The organism is Yersinia mollaretii ATCC 43969 (assembly GCF_013282725.1).
GTDB classification, from domain to species: domain Bacteria; phylum Pseudomonadota; class Gammaproteobacteria; order Enterobacterales; family Enterobacteriaceae; genus Yersinia; species Yersinia mollaretii.
Genome location: NZ_CP054043.1, coordinates 3933497 through 3953478 on the forward strand (window position 1 = coordinate 3933497; position 19982 = coordinate 3953478).

The window sequence follows — 19982 nt, forward strand, 5'->3', positions numbered from 1 at the left end:
GATTTAAATAATAACCATGAAGCGCAAATACCTTTGGGCCGTCAATCCGTGCCTATTAGCCATGCTCGTCCCCGCCGCTTGGGCAGAAGATCAAATGGTGGTCTCCGCCAGCCGCTCGCACCGCAGTGTGGCCGAAATGGCACAAACAACGTGGGTGATTGAAGGTCAGGAACTTGAACAGCAGGTTCAAGCAGGCAAGGAGATCAAAGACATTCTGGCGCAATTGATTCCTGGCATGGACGTCAGCAGTCAGGGTCGAACCAATTACGGCATGAATATGCGGGGCCGTTCAATGATGGTGATGATTGACGGTGTTCGCCTGAACTCATCACGCAGCGATAGCCGCCAGCTCGATTCTATTGATCCGTTCAATATCGGTCACATCGAAGTGATCTCCGGTGCGACCTCACTTTACGGCGGGGGGAGTACGGGGGGGCTGATCAATATCGTGACCAAAAAAGGTCAGGCAGAGAAACAGGTAGAGCTGCAAGTGGGCGGCAAAACGGGCTTCAAAAGCCAAAATGACCACGATGAGAACATCGCCGCCGCCGTCAGTGGCGGCACCGAACAAGCATTCGGCCGATTTTCAGTCTCTTATCAGCGCTATGGTGGCTGGTACGATGGCAAAGGCGATGAAGTATTAATCGATAACACCCAAACTGGCCTACAATATTCTGGCCGTTTGGACGTGATGGGCAGTGGTACTTTCAATATTGATGACCACCAGCAGTTGCAGTTGACCGCCCAGTATTTCAATAGTGAATCTGATGGCAAACACGGCCTGTTTCTCGGGGATAACTTCTCAGCCGTGACGGGTAACGGGCAGGCATCTAACAGCTCAAATCTGCACTCCGATCGTATTCCGGGGACAGAGCGCCATCTTATCAACCTGCAATACTCCAACACCGATTTCTGGGGGCAGGATTTGGTCGCGCAAGTGTTTTATCGCGATGAATCCCTGACCTTCTATCCCTTCCCTACCCTGAATAAAGATGGCACAACGGTGACCAGTATTGGCGCATCGCAGCAGAAAACCGATTTTTACGGCGGTAAACTGACGCTAAACAGTAAACCTATCGATAACCTGACGCTGACTTACGGTGTCGATGCTGAACATGAAAGCTTCAATGCCAATCAACAGTTCTTTAATCTGGCGCTGGCGAAACAGACGGGCGGTATGACATTGCAAAATGCCTACAATGTTGGCCGCTATCCAAGTTACACCACCACCAACCTAGCCCCATTCCTGCAAACCAGCTACGACATTAACTCCATCTTTACCTTAAGCGGGGGCGTGCGTTATCAGTACACCGAGAATCAGGTCGATGATTTTGTGGGTTACGCGCAGCAACAAGCAATTGCGAATGGGACGGCGAGTTCAGCCGATGCCGTGCCGGGCGGGAAAACCGATTACAATAATTTCCTGTTCAATGCAGGTTTGTTGGCACATTTGGCCGAACGCCAGCAGACATGGTTCAACTTCTCCCAAGGATTTGAGATCCCCGATCTGGCGAAATATTACGGCTCCGGTAACTATCAATTGGTCAACGGCCACTATCAATTGCTAAAAAGTGTCAACGTCAATGACTCCAAACTGGAAGGCACCAAGGTTAACGCCTATGAACTGGGCTGGCGCTACACCGGGGATAATTTGCGCACGCAAATCGCCGCTTATTACTCGTTATCTGACCAGACTATTGCAATCAACAAAACGGATATGACCATCAGTGTGTTGCCGGACAAGCGGCGGATCTACGGGGTGGAAGGGGCAGTGGATTACTTCTTCGACGATAGCGAATGGAGCACTGGGACAACCTTTAACCTGATCAAATCAGAAACCAAAACTGACGGCAAGTGGCAGAAATTAACGGTCGACACCGCCAGCCCATCAAAAGCCACTGCCTATGTTGGCTGGGCACCGGGTGACTGGAATCTGCGCGTACAGTCTCAACAAACCTTCGATGTCTCCGACAATAAAGGCCGTAAGATCGAAGGCTATAACACCATCGATTTCCTGAGTAGCTACACCTTGCCCGTGGGTAAAATCAGTTTCACCATTGAAAACCTGCTGGACAAAGAGTACACCACGGTGTGGGGCCAACGCGCACCGATTCTGTATAGCCCCACCTACGGCTCACCCGACCTCTATACCTATAAAGGGCGCGGCCGGACCTTTGGTGTGAACTATTCAGTGCTGTTCTGATCAGTACGCCACGGATAAATAAAGAATAAATCGAGTTACTCCACTTCAAGTGTCACTCTGCGGTTACCGCAGAGTGACCGAATCCCAATCATCACCATCATCATCATCATCACTACTCCACTCCGTACCTCCCCCTTCCGCACTACCCCATGACCACTAACGATAAGCTTACGGCTATTTTTGGTTAACGAAATAGCTTACTGGTTAACAGAATGGATTTTTAGTTAAAAATATGTATGCCGAAACAGGCCATTTCTCTTTTCTTTTCCTGATTTATTAATGTTTTATCATCCTCAGCCGATACCTTGACCTCGTATACCTGACCTGCGCTAAACGCGACAGAGCCGAAGGTATTTCTGATGATTTTGACCTGTTTTACCTTTGGAAACTCACAGGAAAGGGATTATGTGGTTTTACAGATTTAAACACGCTTTTATTGCCTTATTACTCCCATGGATACTCGCCGTTGCGACTCAGTTAGCAGGAAGAGCCTATCTGCTAACTGACTATGCTGACCCTGAGTCACTGGCCGGCTTATCCACTGACGTGCAGCGTATGTTCTTGATAGGTGGGTTGTTTGATGTTCGCATCGCCAGCTTAATGTTTGTTCCCTGTCTATTGATTGCCGGTCTGCTGGCACTCAATGAAACCAGCTTTCACCTCTGGCAGCGTTTTTGGCCTTGGTTCGCGACAATACTTGGCACACTGGTCACCCTACTCACCGTGGGAAACATTTTTTATTACGCCACTTATCAGCGACCCATTGATATCTTTATTTTCGGTTTGGTCGAAGATGATACTGTCGCGGTACTGCAAACCCTATGGAGTGACTATCCGGTAATTCGTAGCGTTATGTGCCTAATGTTATTTGTTGCCGCAGTGTTGTGGATTTTCCGCCGCTGGCAGCAAAAAATTAGCACTTGGTCTGAACAACGCAGCTGTATAGCCGTCTCTGCTATTTCCACGCTGGTTATTCTGGCGCTCAGTTTTATGGGTGTACGCGGCTCGCTGGGCACCTTCCCGCTTCGGCAGTCGGATGCTCAGATTTCAGATGTCACGTTATTGAATATGCTGACGCCAAACGGCCCGATAGCCCTGACTTGGGCATTTACCGCCCATCGGGAGTACAGCAACTTCCCGCCAGCCACTAACTCGCAGGGTGAGCAACTGCTCAGTCAGTTTTTGGCTAAGCCGACAGAGGCTAGCCTCAAGCCATTTATGGCAAAAACAGCCCCGAACCCCGTAGCGAAAAAATCCCCCCCGAACGTGGTTTTTGTCGTGATGGAGAGTATGGGATATTACCTTGAGGGCTATGACCGCCCAGATCGTGACGTATTTGGTGCACTCAAACAGCACTGGCAAACGGACTGGCGCTTTAGCCGTTTTATCTCCGAGGGCAATGGCACGATTGATAGCCTAAGCCGCTTCTTTGTCCGCAGCCCGAACAGCAACATTAGCCAGTCTTCCGCTCAGGGCACTGATTTTTCAAGCAATATGTTTAAGCCCTTCCTAGCGAATGGCTATAAAGTCATTTTCGTCACCTCGGGGAATGGCTCTTGGCGCAATCTGAATCAGTTCCTGCCTCACTTAGGCATCAGTGAGTTTGTTGAACAAAACGGTTTGAAAAAGCGCTATCCAGAGGCCGAAGCCAGCACTTGGGGTGTGCCTGATGAATTTATGTTCCGTTACATCGAAGAACGGTTAGCGCAGGCCGACAAAATCGGTGAGCATGTCCTGATTATGTCAATGTCGACCACTCATCACCCTCCGTTCAAAGCGCCGAATAGCTACGCGAAGACGGATATCAAATTGACTGATGCGGAAAAACAGAGGTTGGGTAATCTGGCGAGGGGGAAACAGCTGGATGAGGTCTTCCATACCCTACGTTATACCAATGATCAGCTAGGGCAATTTATCAGTTGGGTTAAACACCAGTCATTGGGTGAACACACGATTATTGCTGCCACCGGTGACCATAATATCCGTGGAGTAGACTATCCTGACACCAGAGAACTGGCGCTTAGCCGCGCCGTTCCACTCTATCTTTATGTTCCTCAGGGCTATCGTCAAAACAGCCATTTTGACGCATCCCGAGTGGGTAGCCATAAAGATATCTGGCCTACGCTCTATCAGCTCAGCCTATCAGAAACCCCCTATTACCGAACGGGTTGCGACTTATTGGCTGAAAAACCGGATGCTCTCTGGTGTCAGGGCTATAACCCCGAATTGATGATCACCCCGCAAGGGAGTTTCACTTTAACGGGTAAAGGAGAGTTCTATCCATGGGCTGATAAAGAGGGGCTATTACTGGGAGCCGTTCAGCCGATGGACCCTGAACAGGAAAAAACATTTAACCGCTGGCAGGCATTTACCCCACTCCTGTCATGGCAACTCAATAAGCAGGTTCAGGAGCGCAAATAACAGCAATAATAAATTGTCGTGATGATGGCAATAATGTTTCTATCCGCATTATTGCCATCGAATCACTTCAGGGCGCCGCTAGCGGACTGTGATGTCATTTCAGGTAATGTCAGCAACGCATATCGGTTCAACAATTGAGCAAACCGACTGTCTATCTGTTGGCGCAGTGCCGAAGGCGGGGTTTGCCCAGACTGCGACTGTACCTGATACTGCCGCAGCAACTCTTCCAGCGGTAATGTCTGTGCCAGCGGTTGTTGAATCGCAAAGACAACAGATTTCAGCTCCGAGACCGTCATGTAGCGCCCCTTTTTCTCATCCAACCCATTTAGGCGATCGGCCAGTTGCCGTAAGCGCTCTTGCGCCAGTGCATAGTGTTTCAACTCCCCCAGCGGGGCGGCTCCAGCCTCTCGTTGTTGCTGCCACAATGTACTCAAACGCTTAACGTCTTGGCTGGCGGGCCACAATTGTTGTGCTTGTGATAACAGTGCATCACCCCGTATTTGCGCCCATAACGGCGGCAATATCGCCAATTGTTCTAACTGTGAGCCACTGGCTTGCAGCACGGGTTCAGCCAAACGTCCCAATTCGGTATCTGAGGTCTGCTTTTGCAGTTCATTGATTGATTTAGCCGTCAGCAGTGTGGGTAAAGGGCTGGCATTGGCGAGTAACGCCTCCCGCAACGGATCGGATGAGAGTGACTGCCAGATAGCAAAACCGCCCGTCATCAGCACCGCCATCAACAATAACCCGGCAACAAAACCGTGCCCGGCTTTCCAGCGCGGAGGGGGTGGCGGCTCAGGTGGAGCGAAAGCCACCTGCACACTCGGCGGAGCCGGTTCGTTAACAATATAGACCAGCGGAGCACTGGCTGTGATCGGCGCGAAGGTGGGTTGTGATTGTTGCTGTGGTTCCGAGCGCGCAGCGTGCCGTATTGGCACAATCAATCGGTCGGGTGTATCAGCGCCCGCTTCGGCACTCTCCAGCCGCAATGCGGCGTTATGCAACATGAGACGAACACCGTCCAGTTTACTCAGATGCTTGAGTTCCAGTGTTTGCAGTTGCGTGCAGAGTTGTTCCAGCGCCTGTTCAGCACGGTAAACCAGCGCCAGATCACCGTAGCACAGGGTCATGGTGCGCCAGACCTGTTGCAATCGGTCACTCAACCAAGCCAATAACTCCACCCGTGCATGGGTTTGCGGCGGCCACAAGGTGCTCCATTGATGAGAGAGCAATCCCGCCAGCAGTTCCAGTCCCTCACATAACCCGGACAGCCCAGCAATGTGCGTCCGAGCCAGTGTAAAATCAACTGTGGTCTGTAGCTCAACCCCATTCTGGCGAAACAGTGCGAGGCAAAGCTGCTCGACCCGTGCCCAATCAACATCCGGGCGGGCGGGATGATGTAATTTACCGATTTCGTTACGTAAGGCGCTAAATTCAGCAAAATGGCGGGGATCTGTCCCTGTTTTCAGGTGGTGTTCAGGTAAGAGTGTCATGGTAATAACTCAAAAAAGGTAAAAGTATCCGATGGTCAGTACAATGACACTCGGGGATCACGATACTGTGGCTATCTGGGGTATCGAAGTCATGCCCCGCCTAGTATCTGTCGATTATATTCAGTGAGTCATTTCTCTTCCTGTAGACCTGTCCAAGCATCGCTCTGTAACAGGTTCCCAATACGCATTGAGATCCTTACTGTTTGCGCATTGTACCCTCACATCCGGTGGTTGAGAAACCGCAGATAATACAGGACTGTTGGCCTTTCGTTCGTGCATCGGTCTCCCACTTTCCGCTGTTCTTGTTCCGTTCTCTTTGTTCTCAGAACGTGACTTTTCTTTTTTAACCGGGGTTGGCGTTGCATCCTGGCCAACATAATCAACCTGCCGACTTCGACCACCATGACAGTGATACTCACCCGTTTTACGGTTATTATGGCAGCCCTCTGCATTGGTTCGCCCAGAATGTGCCATTGATGGCGTGTTGATAATGACACTGAGCAGTAGCGCCAGCCTGATGCTGGTGTGCAGTTTCATCGAAATATCCTTATCAGAAACAGAAATAAAGAGTGGGGACTCCAGAGTCCAGAACCCGATAATGCACTTCAGATTCCCATTGTTTTATCAAGATACTGCTGTTTAAGATGACGAATCAACACCCGACCTTCCGGCATAAACGCCGTGCCAAAATGCACCAGTCCGAGCTCTTTCAGCTCGGCATCAATTCCATATTCCAAATGCCCCGGAGTGGATTGTGCCAGCAGCACAACATTCAGACTTTTCAGTCGTGGCTCATATTTCAACAGCGTATTAGAGAGCGTGGTTTGCAGTGAGTGTGCGGTGCCAGGCATCCCCTGTAGAATTTTGCTCATGTCCGGCAGGCCGTAATCGGGTAAATGGCTGAGTGTACCGGCACGACAATTAAGAATGCGCTGCATATTATCGAGCACCGACAGCACCGCCTGATTAGCTTCACTCACCAGATGGAGATCGAGTTCACCGGCGACATTGCCGAATAGCATTTCATAGAGAGAGGGCTGAGCCATATTACTTACCCTTTAGGGGTAACAGCGTCATCCCATGATTATTCAGTTCAATCTGGCGAGCCTTATCGGGGTCGAGGTCGTCACGACTCAGCACCACCCGCCAAGTGTTGTTGGTGATATCGGGTGCCAGAAACATGCCCGCCACCGCCACATATTGCGCTTTTTCATCCAACGGCACGTCGATGGTCACCGCAGCTCCGGGGCGAATACGGATATCTTTTTCGGCAACCAGATCGGCTTTGATAGCTTGGCTGTCTTCGGCAAATAAAGAGGGATAATCGGTGCCATCAAATGTTTTGCGATCCTGTAGCTGATAGATACGCACCACCGTGGCCAGTGGGGCACCCGTTGCGTTGTTGTTTACCGCGTCCCGCGCCTGTATGTCCAGATGCAGTGTTTTCACCTGCTTATAAAAAATGGATTTTGTTACGGCGACAGTGCCGTCACTCACTTTCTGGGTCAGTCCACATCCGCTCAGGATGGATATCATGACCAACATCAGTAATGCAAAATGTGTTTTACCAGCGGTAATCGCCATATTCATCGGTTTCCCTTCGGTGAAAATTTTCCTGAACGCGCTGATAGCGGCCCAGATTAATTGTGATCATGTCGGTGTGGGTCGGTGTCAGTGACGTGTTGCACTGTGTGCGCATCACGGCGGTTCTGCCTAACAGGATCCCCGTGCTTTTCGGCTGGCAGGAGAGTTGCGCATCGGGCAGCAGCGCGCGTAACACCGACAGTTGTAAACGCACATGCAACCGCGACCCCAGATACACATGCAATAACGCCATCAAATCCGAGTGTAACTGCCCTCCGGGCAACCACTCTCTGGCTTCATCGGGGTTATCCGTTTTTAATTGCAGTAATACCTGACTGTTAACATCCACCGCGTGACTGCCCATCACTGGGCTGTTGTTCATGCTGACCGGGTGGCACGCACTCATGACCAGTGGATTGCGCAAAGGTATACGGCAGCGGTCATGGGCTATCACGTGGGCATCGGTTTCTGGAGCCAGCAACTGAACCAGCGCAATAATGCCTTCGCTGGTCCGTGTGGGCAGGCGCATCATGCCGGTTAGCGCCAGAAAGCGGGATACCGGGGTGGCGATATTCTTTGCACATCCCTCAATGCCCAGACCACAGAGGCTCAACAGATACTGAGAGGTTTTATCGGTACCACCGGGCGAAAAACTGGCCGGATAAGAGTATTTACGCCAGATGCGATAGTACTGCGTGATCAATCGGTGATTAAAGATATCCAGAAAGTCACTGACTGCCTCATGCCCTTCCCGGCGCTGAGTAATATCGTCGATATACGCAGTGGGCAGCGGCGATTCCACCCCATACAGCCCCATAAAGGTGGTACGGATGGTCGGCGGGAGATGTGAATGCTCGGGGATTTCCACCCGCTTAAATTCACTGGCCGGAAACCCCATCCCCGGATGGGGACGAAAACGCACCGGGTCATGCCTGACCTGCCAGTGGCTGCCCAATGGGGGGGCACTCGGCTGGCTTTGCTCCAGTAACTGGCAGAAGCGATAAAACTGGGTATACGGCAGTTTATCGTGTAGCTGTTCGATTAGCCGGGCAGACGCTGATTGTGATTCTCTTTCCATCGGATACATTTCCCGGCAGGCTGGACGATAAGGGTGAGCTGATTAAACAGATGGATGTCAGCGTAAAGGGCAAAGAAGCGGTTGAGCATCTCCCCGAACAGATGAATATCGCCTTCACCGGTAAAACCGTTGCCATCCAGTGTCACTTCAATGTCGATGCCCCGCAGCAGAAAGCCCTTTTCAAAACGCTGAATCTGGTGGTGCTGCACCTGCTGAATGGCGTCAAGACGTCGGTTATTCAGTTCATCCCCCTGCCAGTTGTAGAGTTCCAGCGTCCCACGCAGCACTTGTGCGCTGCTCATCAGGTTGAGGTAGCTTGAACCCAGATGGCTCAATACCCGCCACTGGAAGTGATCTTCAGCCGGGGGATAAGACGGCAGCGTCGGCTTGCAGAGATTGCGCACTTTCAGTGGCGTCTGTAACACCGCTTCGCAGCGGTCCAACAGCGTGCTTTGTAACGCTTTGCGCGGTAGCTGCCCATTAGTGCCGGTAATTTTCAGTGATACCGCCTCACGGGTAAACAGTCGATCCGCTTCCCACTGCTGACCCCCGAGGATCAGCCAGGTATCGTGCAGCCCGGTCACCCCCCGTTTTACGCGGGTATGGAAGTAGCGCTCTGGCGCATGGCGTCTCTGCATCCCGCCGCGATGGCGAAAACTGGTAAAGGGAACATAGGTGGCATCGGATGTCCGCTGTGAGCCGGTCACCGCGTCCACGGAGTAGATTTCAGTGTGCCCATCCTGCAAACGGCGCGGACGCAGCATATATTCACTTTCCAACCCATTGATGGTCAGCGGGTCAGCTTCCAGCGAGAACAGGTTAACCACGGGCACACAATGCAGATGCAGCGCGTCATCCCTGACCGGCAGGTCACTTTGCCACTGGCAGTCAAACACCACCTCAATATCAAACCAGGCCATCCCCGCTGGCAGCGTCACGGTTTCCAGCCCATTCAGATGCACGAACATAAACTTTTCGCGGAAGGTGAAATATTCCAGCAATAGCTGATAGCCGCTGAAGGCGCTTTCGCCTTTGGGCCACAGCAGATCTTCGTCTGCAAAGCCGCCGGGTGAAAACCAGCCATCCAGTTTTATCCGATCAGCCTGATTGGGCAGACGTAAATAGAGCGCGGCCTGACGCCGGGTCAGTGCCAGATGTAATGCATTACTGACTGGCGCATCCCCCGCCAGATAAAAACAGAGACGACGTAAGTCCACTTGCGACCAGTCGGCTTGTGGGCTACAGGCCAGGCGCAGGCGCAGCACCGAGCGGCCGTCCGGTTCAGTTGCCATCACCACGGTTGAGACAGCGAGTGGGTTGAGTACCATATCGCGAGTGGTTCGGTACTGGCAGACGGTGTTTTTCGGCCCGATGGGGCGGGAATAGACTTCCATACCTGCGGGCACGGTTTCGGCCACTTTCATCGCTGGGACATCGGGGGTCAGCGAAACAATGGAGAGTGAGGGAATGGTACGCAGATAGTGCGGCCACAACATGCTGACCAGCCCCTCGGTGAACTCCGGCAGATCATCATCAATCTTTTCGCGTAACCGCCCCATGGAGAAGGCAAAACCTTCAAACAGGCGTTCCACGTAAGGATCAGGCGTACCGGGTTTATCCAGATCTAACATGGCCGCCCGGTCAGGGTGAGTTTGGGCAAATTCTTTAGCTGCATCGCGCAGATAGCGCATTTCGGCGTCGTAATAACGCAGGGTAAGGTCTTTCATGGTTTTCTTTTTATCAGGATAGGGTTATCGATTAACCACACAGCACCGCAGCCCGTGCTGGGTCGAGGGCAACTAATCCGGCGAGCAGGTTTTCCATCTCACTATGCAGGCGTGATTTGTCCGACTCGGTCCGGCTGGCTTTCATCCGCATCAATTTCAGGCGGCGGGCCTTCACTTCAAACAGCAGCTCTGGCTCCCATTGGGTGAGCGTCATCAAGGTCGCGTTCCCCTCCAGTTCACCCAGCAAATGCAGCGCCATGTCATTTTTGCCGTATTGTTCGGCGACCCGCGCCATCAGCAGGCGGATCAGCCACTGGTGGCGGGCCGTGCGAGCTCCCGGACGGTTCTGTAGCCAGTTCAGCGCCGCTTCTACGCCTTCGCTGTCGGCCTGCGCCAGCGCTTCCGGCTCCAGTTGCAGAATATCGTCATCGCCCGCCGCGCTGGCGGAAGCGGCGGGTTCACCGCCCCAACTTTCTGCTGCCATGACGTGCTGGTTTATCCAGTGCAGGGTCACCTCATCAGCGAAAGGCGTGCCATCACTGAATGCCAAATCTTCCAGCCCCGACAGGCGGGTCAGCAGGCCATTCAGATCCTGCTTAATGATGTCAGCCCAACGCTCATAGGGCGCACCTGTTTTCATCAGTGCCTGATGGGTATACCACTGGAGATCCAGCCACAGGTGATTGACGCCCTGTGCAAACAGGATGTCGGTTTGCTCCAGCAGTTCTAGCCAGCTCTGTTGGAGGTAGAGACGTTTCAGCAGGGCTCGGTTCTCCGGCTTTGGCGGAGCCAGACGGGTACATCCATCGGCGGCTAACGGCGGCAGTTCATGCAGTGTGTCCAGACGAATACTTTTCATCAGATGATGGCCGGACAGCCAGCCGTTGGGTTGGTCGCGCAAATATTTTGCCAGTAGTTTTGCCTGATCGAGGAGATCACGCCCGGAGCTGACCGTTTTCAACGCAGGCGCATCCGATGCCGAGTGGCGAGAGGGGCTGCTATTTTGTGGAATGACGGCGTCAGGGCCGCCGGACTGCATCAGTCGGTTTTCCAATGCCGCATAAAGGCCGCCAAACTGAGGACGGGTCGACTCATCCCAGCCGCCAACACTAACACTCTCTTCGGTTAACGCCAGCGCACCGACAATGCGCTCAAAGTCAGCTTTTGCGACCTCCGGGTAGAGTGACAGGCTGTCCAGCACCCGGCTACCCGCCAGCCACTCCAGTGCCAGTTTGCGACTGTTGCCACGTTGCGGATGCAGCGCATCGCCAAAACGTTGAACTAAGCCGGCCAGCAGCGCTAAGCCGTCCGCCAACCCGCTTTCGCCATCAATGTGCAGCCGCGCCCAGATATAGTAGGTCGCGATGCGCACATCCTTGCACGTCGCAGTCAGCAGTTTCTCCGCCAGCGCACAGACCAAACTGGTGTCTGCACCGGACAGTTTGTTGACCTCTTCGCGCATCTGCTGGAAGTCATCGTCATAGCCGGGGTCATCACCCACAGGCAAATCTGGTGCAATGGGGACCAGCCATTTTTCCCACAGTGCGATCTGCTGCTGTGCCTGTTGCGAAAGCGCCTGCTGTTCGGCATGGCAGGCGTTGAGTAAGGTGTGCAACGTGGCCATCAGTACTCCTCTCCGATTGCGGTATCCGGTGTCTGAACGCCACCTGTTGCACTCACGCTAAATATTTGCGTCGGTAGGACAAAATTACGCAGTTTCAGTAAGGCCAACGGGCCTTCTCCGGCTTCAGTCCGTAAGGTGTAGTTCAGCGGCCTGCCGTCAGGGGCTTTCCAAGTCAGATTAAAACTGCTGTTCACTCCCTGATACGGTGTGACCTGAGCTCTATCCAGTAACCGAATCCACCCCCAAGCACCGGGGAGATCGGCAAATTGTCGAGTACCGGCTTGGGTGCTTATCCAGCTCAGACTGGCCCCCGGCGCTTCGGTGTCATGGGGCCAAGCAAAACGCTTCCAGACCGGCAACTGGTTGTAATAACTGAGTTTCTGGCTGTCGATTACCAGATCGGTTTGCATCACGTCTTTGGCGGTACCGGGGCGCAGTTCAAAGCGTATTCCCGCTTCACCGTTGGCAAACACCACATCAGACAGATAGCTCAGTTGATCCACGGCTTTTAGGAACGCCGGATTAAACGTCAGCCCCTGAGCATTGATGCTGTCTGGTACCCAATGGCTGCCCTCTTTGTGCAGCACGCCGTTCAGCCGAGTTTGTAGGAAGCGGGCGATACGGCCGCTATCACTGTTGAGGTAACGCGCCAGCAGCGGGAGTGACACTTCACTGCTGGTATCTTTTAGCGGGTAACGTCCGCCGAAAGTACTGTTCCAGTCATCAACAATCGACGCCTGCCATTGGGCATTCAGGCTCTGGGCTGCGGGGGTTAAGACCTGCTGCCACGCCTGTTCCATCGGCTGGACAAACACCGTCTGACCAAATCCACTCCACTCCTGCCCAAGGCTGGCGGCCACCAGACTGCCGTAATCACGGGTTTCGGTCAGATCGACCGCTTTGCCCTGAAATACCGTCTGGGCAAGGGTCTGGGTCATCGCCTGAGGATCAGCAGCATTGACTACCTGCTGGAGCTTAAGGCGCACCTGAGTGACACGGGTCAGGAAGGTTTGCAGGCTGAGGTTGGTATTACCCTGTCCACCGGACTTCCCCTCCATCAGTGCCAGTACCGGACCGAAAGTGGCATCCAACGGCCCCTGTGCGCCCGCTTGCTGATCAATGGCGGGTTGCTCATCCCGGTTTAACAGGTTTTTGGCCGATTTCACCAGCGAGTCCGATAATGCCTCACCGGTTTGCCCGGTTTTCCCCTGGACACTCAGGGTGTTCATTAATGCCACCAGCGGGGACTGACGCACGTCTGCCATCAGGGTGAGCTGGTCGATCGAGTCCGATAGCGTCTGTGCCTGCTGCCAGTGCAAACTGTTAAGGAAGTCCAGCCAACTCGTGGAGAAGTCGGCGAAATAGCGCTCCTTCAGACGTGCCTGAAGGGCTTCAGGGGAATTCTGCTGCAATACGGTATTTTTGCTGTCACTCAACACCCAGTCCATCTCTTCCCGACGCTCGCTGACCACTTTTTCAATCGCCGGTTTGACCGCATCCTCCCAGGCTTTACGGGTGAACATACCCGGCACGATAGCATCGGTGGTAAATATTCGCTCAGCATCGGTATCGCCAGTCATGTCAGACAGACGCAGATCAGCATATTGATGCGCCACCTGCACCATCATCTTTTGGTAGAGCGAAGACTCACTGTTACGGGCCCCCATCTGACTGATCAGCCGGGTACGCACCTGATTGACCAGACTGTCATCCAGATTCAGACGCCAGGCCGGGTGCAGGGAAAGATTACGGGCATAAAAATCCAGCAGGGCCGGACCACTGCCCTGCCAGGTGCTGTCCGGTACGCCTTTGCGCTGTGGCCAGTTGCTCAACAGTGTTTTGCTAAACCATGCCGCATCCATTTTCTCTGGACGTGCCAACATCAGATAGAGTTTTAACTGGTCATAGGCAGGTTTCACCAGTGTGTCGCGCAGCGGAGAGTCGGGGGGAAGCTGCGCCATCATGCTGAGTTGTTCTTCAAGATGACGAGCGGCGGCATCACGTAATAAGGGGGTGGCGCTGGCCCGATAGTGCGGCCAGAGTACGGCCAGCAATGAATCATTCTGACTCAGACCAAACCGACTGTACCAAGGTCCCCCCTGTTGCTGGCGATACTGTAATCTGTCCAATGTGTGTTGCAGATCCAGCTGCGCCTGAAGACGTGCCGGAAGGGGCTGCTGCACATTAGCCGCCAGTTTCACCTGAGACTCACTGGCACTGATAGTGTCTCGGTTGATCAAGAATGACATGACCATTCCGGCTCCCCACAACACCATGATGCCTGCCACCGCCATCCCCAGCGTTTTACGCCAAGCGAACCCGAGCTTTTTCGCGGCTAAGCCGGTGGGCAATGATGGCAGTGAATCAATCAACACATCCCAGCGATTATCCTTGCCCCAGTGATGTTTCACGCTGCGTTTTGCATTGACGGATGCCGGGCTGAATATCACCCCAGCCAGCGGTGAAGGGCGATACGGGTTCAGCAGCGTAGCAAGGGGGCTCGCGACAGAGTCCGGTTGGCGCGCTAACTGATCGGCCAGTTGCAACAAAAATGGGTGCTGGGTGTTGCTGCTAATCTGCTGCGTACCCTGCTCAATCAGGGATGGCAACAGCCCGGCAAGCTGTGTACTCAGTTCGTCAGGTTGACAGCCCGCGGGTAGCAGACAGCCCACGGATTGGGTGATGCGATCAGCCCCATCATCGGCATGTAATGACCAGACATAGAGCGGCAACCGCCAGCCGAGCAGTTCATAGCGTGAAGCAAATGCCTGCGCCACGCTGTCCATCATATCGACGGTGAGTGTTGTTTTTGATTCTTTCTGGCCCAGCGTAGTGCGTTGGGCTAAGGATGAAGTCACCCAGACGACGCCATCCAGCGGACGTCCGCGTAATTTACGCAAAGCACTCAGCCACGCGCTATCGGCCTGCGCCCCCAGATCGCCCCCCCACAGCAGCACAGTGCCACTGTCTTCCTGCCAGTATTGCGACGTCAAGCCGGGAGTGAGCTGTTCAACATCCGCCGCACTGCCAGTGAGTAGCAGGATGCGCACTTTGCGGGGCCAGAAGAAACCATAGCGAGTCCGGAGATTCTGCCGCAACTCACTTACCCAAGTACTGCCGGGAGGTGTCGGGGCCAGACGTGATTCGCCATCGGGATAAATACCGTTATCACGCCCATTATCCCGATGTTGCCGCCGCTTAATGTAACCAGAAATCGCTGGGGACAGGCGGACAAGTAGTGTAATCAACATCAATAGCAGGAAAGCGAACAGTTTTTTATATTGGCTATCCAGCCCGACTGTGTCGCCATATTGCCAAATTAGCCAACCAACAGCGGCCAACACCACGACGGCTAATACCGCACCGCTGCCCTGCCGCCATGGATTACTCAACATCTTCATTGCAAACTCCTGGAGAAACCGTACTGACTACCCCACTCTCGGGGCCAAATGAAAACACGACATAGGGCATGTCGTAGTAATAAGCAAAATCCAGCCCAAACGCCGCCACTAACCAGGCAGAGAATGGCCCCGGAATACCCGTCCATGTTTCTTGTATCAATACACTTTCAGCGCTGAAATTAGCCCCTAACCGGTGACCAACAGGAATTATTTTCGGGGTCAGTGACATCAATTCAGTGCTATCCCCCAAGATCCCGCCCGCTCGGCAGGCCAGAGACTGGGTTTCCATAAACAAGGTAAGCTCGCTTTCTGCCTGTCCAATATTCAATTGCATCGGGCGAAGCAGACGCCCTTGTATCGGCAGTTGGTGTTTTTGTGCCATGTCATCGGTCGTGAGCAAGAATACAGCCAGCCCGTCGGAGTAGTTCTCATCGCCGTGTAGTTGCAAAACTAGGATCAGTTCTGCATCCGTAATGGCATTCTTTATCCCATCCTCTATCTTGCTGTATGGCATTTCAGCAGACAGGGTCAGAGTTGTAGGCGCAAAGCGGGTGGTGATAACCTTATCCCAGCATTGAGCCCAGACGGCGCGCAGTTGTTCGTATTCTGCCGGATCGCTGTCTGTCAGGAGAGTCGCGCGCAATTCAATATCAGGGGGCAATGAATTAAGGGCTTGTTGGATGCTAACGAGCAAAGCCATGATGGCCTGATACTCAACACCTTTATCTTGGGGAAGATAATCAATACGGCGAACTAGCCCGCGCTGAAATTCCACATCTGTAGGTTTACTCGCCAGATACGAGACGGTGATAACGTCCGGTAACAAAACACAACTCGCCAGTACGGCCATATAACGCTCAGCCCACGTCTGCCACTCTTGTTGTGCCTGTTGCGCTTCATCTTGTAAAAAAGTGTAGTGACTGAGACCTCGGCCATACATATAGCTCCGGACACAGAATGCCAGCCCCCAACCGATAAGAGGTACGGTTGAAACTGCCCAGATATTGACGGTTTGTAACCCAATAAGCCTGTCAGTAGCATGCAGTGAGAACAATAAAACCCCCACAATAATGGACAATACTCCAGCTAATAACCAACGTCCCAGCGAGGGCGACGAAGGCTTTTCTGCTATAAACGGTTTTTGGCGATCCCAACCCATTTTTTATCCTATTGAACAATCTGGCGCACTGGAGATAACCTGACATCCACACTCACAATGGCAACCATCAACCACAACAGCTTTGCCATCAGAAGCCCATTCAGATGAACCTTCTATAATGGCATTAACGCCATGCCTCTCTTTCGGGCAACTAATTTTATCGCCGATTAATGCCACTTTTTTACCGTTGACGATCATGGTTGATGATGCAGAAATAACTTCACCGCCGTGGGTGGTTTTATCGCCTAATAATACAAATCCTTTGGACATTCGGTTTCCCTTAACTTTTGCTCATATCGAGATAACAACAAACTGGGCACATATAGAATAACTGGTGTGAATGGTAAATAGTCGCGCCACAAACTAAACAGCGACTTAAGATAAGAAAGTTTATGGGCACTAAAAATAATAAATGAGTAGTAAATTACATTGAACTCAATTTTTCAAAATCAGGAGTAACTTCACCATTCGATGTGACGCTTCCATCGGGATATTCTATGCGAAAGAAATTACCCACACCTCTGTTCTTCGGCCCAATTTTCTTAACAATTTTAGACTCATCCAAGATGGGGGATAATTTTATGTTTATACTTTCATTATTAATAATATTAATTCTATAAGATTCAAATGCCTCTTTCCCTAGCAATGACAGTTGAGTAATTTCGCTAGGAAGATACTTTTGGGTAATTATTGGATAATAAGTCGGCGTTAGTAATAAAGGATTTGTAGTACGTATATAGTCGCCATTTTTCGCCCCTTCATCATCGAATGCAACTTCAACACCAACGGCTGTTCCTATCTGGCCTCCACCATTTTTGATGAGATGATCTGTTCTTGAATATTGGATACCAAATGTCACTTTACTTAATCGCCATTTACATTGTCCACCACCGTCCATTGGAATTTGGCTTCGATAGTTACCTGAGGTTTTATCAATCTCCATATTGAGATTACGAGCCTGCGTACCTTTTAGTTGATACACCTTCATATCTACGTTGTATCGTTCCTTCTTGCATTCATCAGAAGTGTAAAATGCAACTAATGGAATAGTTTCGGTATTTTTAGGCGTTTTAATTTCTACATCTACCCATTGATTATCACTCGGCGGTGAGATTGCACTATTTTTTGCTACGCAGCCACTAAGTAATACGACGGACAACATCAAAAAACAGAGATGCAATTTTTTACAGTTCATTAAATTGCCTTCCTCCTATAGTGAGAAAACCAAATACTCTTTATCTCCTGATGGATATACCAATTAATTCTTCCTACTTTATAAAAACCTGGGTAAATTGAGCCATCAGAAATTATTGAACCATCCGGATATTTTATTTTTGTATGGTCACCTTTCCTTTCTCATAATGGAATGTTATTTCAACTAATTTTTTTCATCAAAAAAGGATAATACCTTATCAGAATACTTAAACTACTCTTCGGATAAATTCGTTGGCTTATAAATACTTTACCTTCGCCAAATAAATTTACATCATCAGGCTTATTTGAATTTTCCTTTTGCTCCATCTTGTTATCATAGGAAAATATTTTAGAGCTAACTTTAAGTTATTGCCGCTAACACTTTAAAACTGCCCATTACGAGAGTTTCATCATCTAATGAGACCGTTGGCCCACTACTATACCTGATACTAGTTCGTTCCCCAGACGCTTCATATCAATGTATTCTTTCCCTAAATTAAGCTCACTCAGTCTTCATTGACATGCCCGTCTGTCATAGCTATTTTCGCCTGATAGATGTCATCACTGTTTTTTTTGCATTAGTCCGATAATAAATAACATATGAGTAGTAAATTACATTGAACTCAATTTCTCAAAATCAGGAGTGACTTCACCATTAGATGTGACACTTCCGTCGGGGTATTCTATACGCCAATGATTACCTTTCTTTTTGATCTTTGGGCCAACCATTTTCACAACTTTAGATTCATCTATAATCGGTGAGAAATTGATTGTTAAATTACGTCCATCATAGTTATTTATTTTATACAACTCAAAGTCTTTTTTTCCGAACAAAGATAAAAAAATACCTTCAGCAACAATATAGCGTTCTTTGACTATAGGATGGTAAGTTGGAGATACTGATAGGGGATTATTAGCAGAAATATAATCACCACTCCGCTCGCCTTGTTCATCAAAAACCACTTCAATACCAACCGCAGTCCCTATCTTAACTCCGCTATTTTTAATAATATGTTCACTTCTAGAGTACTTGATACCTAAAGTTATACGACTCAATTTCCATTCACATTGCCCACCACCATCTATAGGGATTTTACTTTTAAAATTACCAGATATTTCATCAAAATCCATATTTACATAATTTGTTTTCGTCCCAGGCACTAAATATATCTTCATATCCGTATTGTATCTTTCTTTTTTACACTTATCAGAAATGTAAAATGCAGCTAATGGTGCTGCCTGCGTATTTATTGGTGCCTTAATTTCAACATCTACCCATTGATCATCACTCGGCGGTGAGATTGCACTATTTTTGGCTACACAGCCACTAAGTAATACGACGGACAACATTAAAAAACAGAGATGCAATTTTTTACAGTTCATTAAATTGCCTTCCTCCTATAGTGAGAAAACCAAATACTCTTTATCTCCTGATGGATATACCAATTAATTCTTCCTACTTTATAAAAACCTGGGTAAATTGAGCCATCAGAAATTATTGAACCATCCGGATATTTTATTTTTGTATGGTCACCTTTCCTTTCTCATAATGGAATGTTATTTCAACTATTTTTTCATCAAAAAGAGAATAATACCTTATCAGAATACTTAAACTACTCTTCGGATAAATTCGTTGGTTTATAAATACTTCACCTTCGCCAAATAAATTTACATCATCAGGCTTATTTGAATTTTCTTTTTGCTCCATCTTGTTATCATAGGAAAATATTTTAGAGCTAACTTTAAGTTATTGCCGCTAACACTTTAAAACTGCCCATTACGAGAGTTTCATCATCTAATGAGACCGTTGGCCCACTACTGTACCTGATACTAGTTCTTTCCCCAGACGCTTCATATCAATGTATTCTTTCCCTAAATTAAACTCACTCAGTTTTCATTGACATGCCCGTCTGTCATAGCTATTTTCGCCTGATAGATGTCACTATTACCTTTTTGTTTTAAAGGGATATTTATCGGGTTATAACTCACTTCTTCGACACGTTTTCCATCGAACCCACTGATATAACTTTTTTGCAAACATCAGAGAGATAAACAACCTCAAGGGGGAAAGGGCACTAAAACAGGAAATTAACACTAT

The 19982-nt window shown here is 50.3% G+C and carries 15 protein-coding genes; 2 read left to right on the top strand and 13 right to left on the bottom strand.

The features are described 5' to 3' along the window. Positions 1–16 precede the first annotated feature (16 nt). Both HRD69_RS17570 and HRD69_RS17575 read left to right on the top strand, forming a co-directional pair. Positions 17–2203 carry a TonB-dependent siderophore receptor gene (locus HRD69_RS17570; RefSeq protein ID WP_004873817.1) on the top strand — a complete coding sequence of 729 codons (2187 nt, stop codon included), beginning with the start codon at positions 17–19 and terminating at the stop codon, positions 2201–2203. 405 nt (positions 2204–2608) lie between these two features. Beyond that, positions 2609–4624 carry an LTA synthase family protein gene (locus tag HRD69_RS17575; RefSeq protein ID WP_004873816.1) on the top strand — a complete coding sequence of 672 codons (2016 nt, stop codon included), beginning with the start codon at positions 2609–2611 and terminating at the stop codon, positions 4622–4624. 62 nt (positions 4625–4686) lie between these two features. Here the strand turns inward: HRD69_RS17575 and HRD69_RS17580 are convergent, their stop codons facing one another. The 13 genes from HRD69_RS17580 to HRD69_RS17640 form a co-directional block, all read right to left on the bottom strand. After that, complete coding sequence (locus HRD69_RS17580; protein ID WP_004873815.1) at positions 4687–6117, bottom strand: VasL domain-containing protein; 1431 nt, start codon at positions 6115–6117, stop codon at positions 4687–4689. 120 nt (positions 6118–6237) lie between these two features. Then, on the bottom strand, positions 6238–6654 hold the full coding sequence (locus tag HRD69_RS17585) for a DUF1283 domain-containing protein (RefSeq protein ID WP_050413166.1): 417 nt from the start codon (positions 6652–6654) through the stop codon (positions 6238–6240). A gap of 68 nt (positions 6655–6722) precedes the next feature. Further along, positions 6723–7163 carry a type VI secretion system baseplate subunit TssE gene (gene tssE, locus HRD69_RS17590; protein ID WP_004873813.1) on the bottom strand — a complete coding sequence of 147 codons (441 nt, stop codon included), beginning with the start codon at positions 7161–7163 and terminating at the stop codon, positions 6723–6725. A 1-nt stretch (position 7164) separates the two neighbouring features. Beyond that, complete coding sequence (gene tssJ, locus HRD69_RS17595) at positions 7165–7701, bottom strand: type VI secretion system lipoprotein TssJ (protein WP_279625208.1); 537 nt, start codon at positions 7699–7701, stop codon at positions 7165–7167. Next, on the bottom strand, positions 7682–8779 hold the full coding sequence (tssG, locus tag HRD69_RS17600) for a type VI secretion system baseplate subunit TssG (RefSeq protein ID WP_172984631.1): 1098 nt from the start codon (positions 8777–8779) through the stop codon (positions 7682–7684). Before tssG ends, tssJ begins: the two co-directional genes overlap by 20 nt. Beyond that, on the bottom strand, positions 8743–10506 hold the full coding sequence (gene tssF, locus HRD69_RS17605; RefSeq protein ID WP_004873810.1) for a type VI secretion system baseplate subunit TssF: 1764 nt from the start codon (positions 10504–10506) through the stop codon (positions 8743–8745). Before tssF ends, tssG begins: the two co-directional genes overlap by 37 nt. Before the next feature lie 31 nt (positions 10507–10537). Beyond that, a complete protein-coding gene (gene tssA / locus HRD69_RS17610) occupies positions 10538–12130 on the bottom strand; it encodes a type VI secretion system protein TssA (RefSeq protein WP_032813184.1) in 1593 nt (530 codons plus the stop codon). Further along, complete coding sequence (locus tag HRD69_RS17615; protein ID WP_050413165.1) at positions 12130–15531, bottom strand: ImcF-related family protein; 3402 nt, start codon at positions 15529–15531, stop codon at positions 12130–12132. The genes tssA and HRD69_RS17615 overlap by 1 nt, the downstream gene beginning before the upstream one ends. Then, a complete protein-coding gene (locus HRD69_RS17620; protein ID WP_050413164.1) occupies positions 15515–16690 on the bottom strand; it encodes a hypothetical protein in 1176 nt (391 codons plus the stop codon). The genes HRD69_RS17615 and HRD69_RS17620 overlap by 17 nt, the downstream gene beginning before the upstream one ends. Positions 16691–16693: 3 nt before the next feature. Next, positions 16694–16960 carry a PAAR domain-containing protein gene (locus tag HRD69_RS17625; RefSeq protein WP_004873807.1) on the bottom strand — a complete coding sequence of 89 codons (267 nt, stop codon included), beginning with the start codon at positions 16958–16960 and terminating at the stop codon, positions 16694–16696. 154 nt (positions 16961–17114) lie between these two features. After that, positions 17115–17885 (bottom strand): hypothetical protein, encoded by a 771-nt coding sequence (locus tag HRD69_RS20655; protein WP_244953501.1) that lies wholly within the window; start codon positions 17883–17885, stop codon positions 17115–17117. A 611-nt stretch (positions 17886–18496) separates the two neighbouring features. Beyond that, complete coding sequence (locus tag HRD69_RS20660) at positions 18497–19267, bottom strand: hypothetical protein (RefSeq protein ID WP_244953502.1); 771 nt, start codon at positions 19265–19267, stop codon at positions 18497–18499. Between the two features lie 133 nt (positions 19268–19400). Continuing rightward, the gene (locus HRD69_RS17640; protein WP_172984632.1) at positions 19401–19592 is read right to left on the bottom strand and encodes a hypothetical protein; all 192 of its coding nucleotides are present in this window, start codon (positions 19590–19592) and stop codon (positions 19401–19403) included. Positions 19593–19982 lie beyond the last annotated feature (390 nt).

Coding starts and splice junctions, on each gene's coding strand:
- HRD69_RS17570 (WP_004873817.1), top strand. CDS start 17: ATGAAGCGCAAATACCTTTGGGCCGTCAATCCGTGCCTATTAGCCATG.
- HRD69_RS17575 (WP_004873816.1), top strand. CDS start 2,609: ATGTGGTTTTACAGATTTAAACACGCTTTTATTGCCTTATTACTCCCA.
- HRD69_RS17580 (WP_004873815.1), bottom strand. CDS start 6,117: ATGACACTCTTACCTGAACACCACCTGAAAACAGGGACAGATCCCCGC.
- HRD69_RS17585 (WP_050413166.1), bottom strand. CDS start 6,654: ATGAAACTGCACACCAGCATCAGGCTGGCGCTACTGCTCAGTGTCATT.
- tssE (WP_004873813.1), bottom strand. CDS start 7,163: ATGGCTCAGCCCTCTCTCTATGAAATGCTATTCGGCAATGTCGCCGGT.
- tssJ (WP_279625208.1), bottom strand. CDS start 7,701: ATGGCGATTACCGCTGGTAAAACACATTTTGCATTACTGATGTTGGTC.
- tssG (WP_172984631.1), bottom strand. CDS start 8,779: ATGGAAAGAGAATCACAATCAGCGTCTGCCCGGCTAATCGAACAGCTA.
- tssF (WP_004873810.1), bottom strand. CDS start 10,506: ATGAAAGACCTTACCCTGCGTTATTACGACGCCGAAATGCGCTATCTG.
- tssA (WP_032813184.1), bottom strand. CDS start 12,130: ATGGCCACGTTGCACACCTTACTCAACGCCTGCCATGCCGAACAGCAG.
- HRD69_RS17615 (WP_050413165.1), bottom strand. CDS start 15,531: ATGAAGATGTTGAGTAATCCATGGCGGCAGGGCAGCGGTGCGGTATTA.
- HRD69_RS17620 (WP_050413164.1), bottom strand. CDS start 16,690: ATGGGTTGGGATCGCCAAAAACCGTTTATAGCAGAAAAGCCTTCGTCG.
- HRD69_RS17625 (WP_004873807.1), bottom strand. CDS start 16,960: ATGTCCAAAGGATTTGTATTATTAGGCGATAAAACCACCCACGGCGGT.
- HRD69_RS20655 (WP_244953501.1), bottom strand. CDS start 17,885: ATGAACTGTAAAAAATTGCATCTCTGTTTTTTGATGTTGTCCGTCGTA.
- HRD69_RS20660 (WP_244953502.1), bottom strand. CDS start 19,267: ATGAACTGTAAAAAATTGCATCTCTGTTTTTTAATGTTGTCCGTCGTA.
- HRD69_RS17640 (WP_172984632.1), bottom strand. CDS start 19,592: ATGGAGCAAAAAGAAAATTCAAATAAGCCTGATGATGTAAATTTATTT.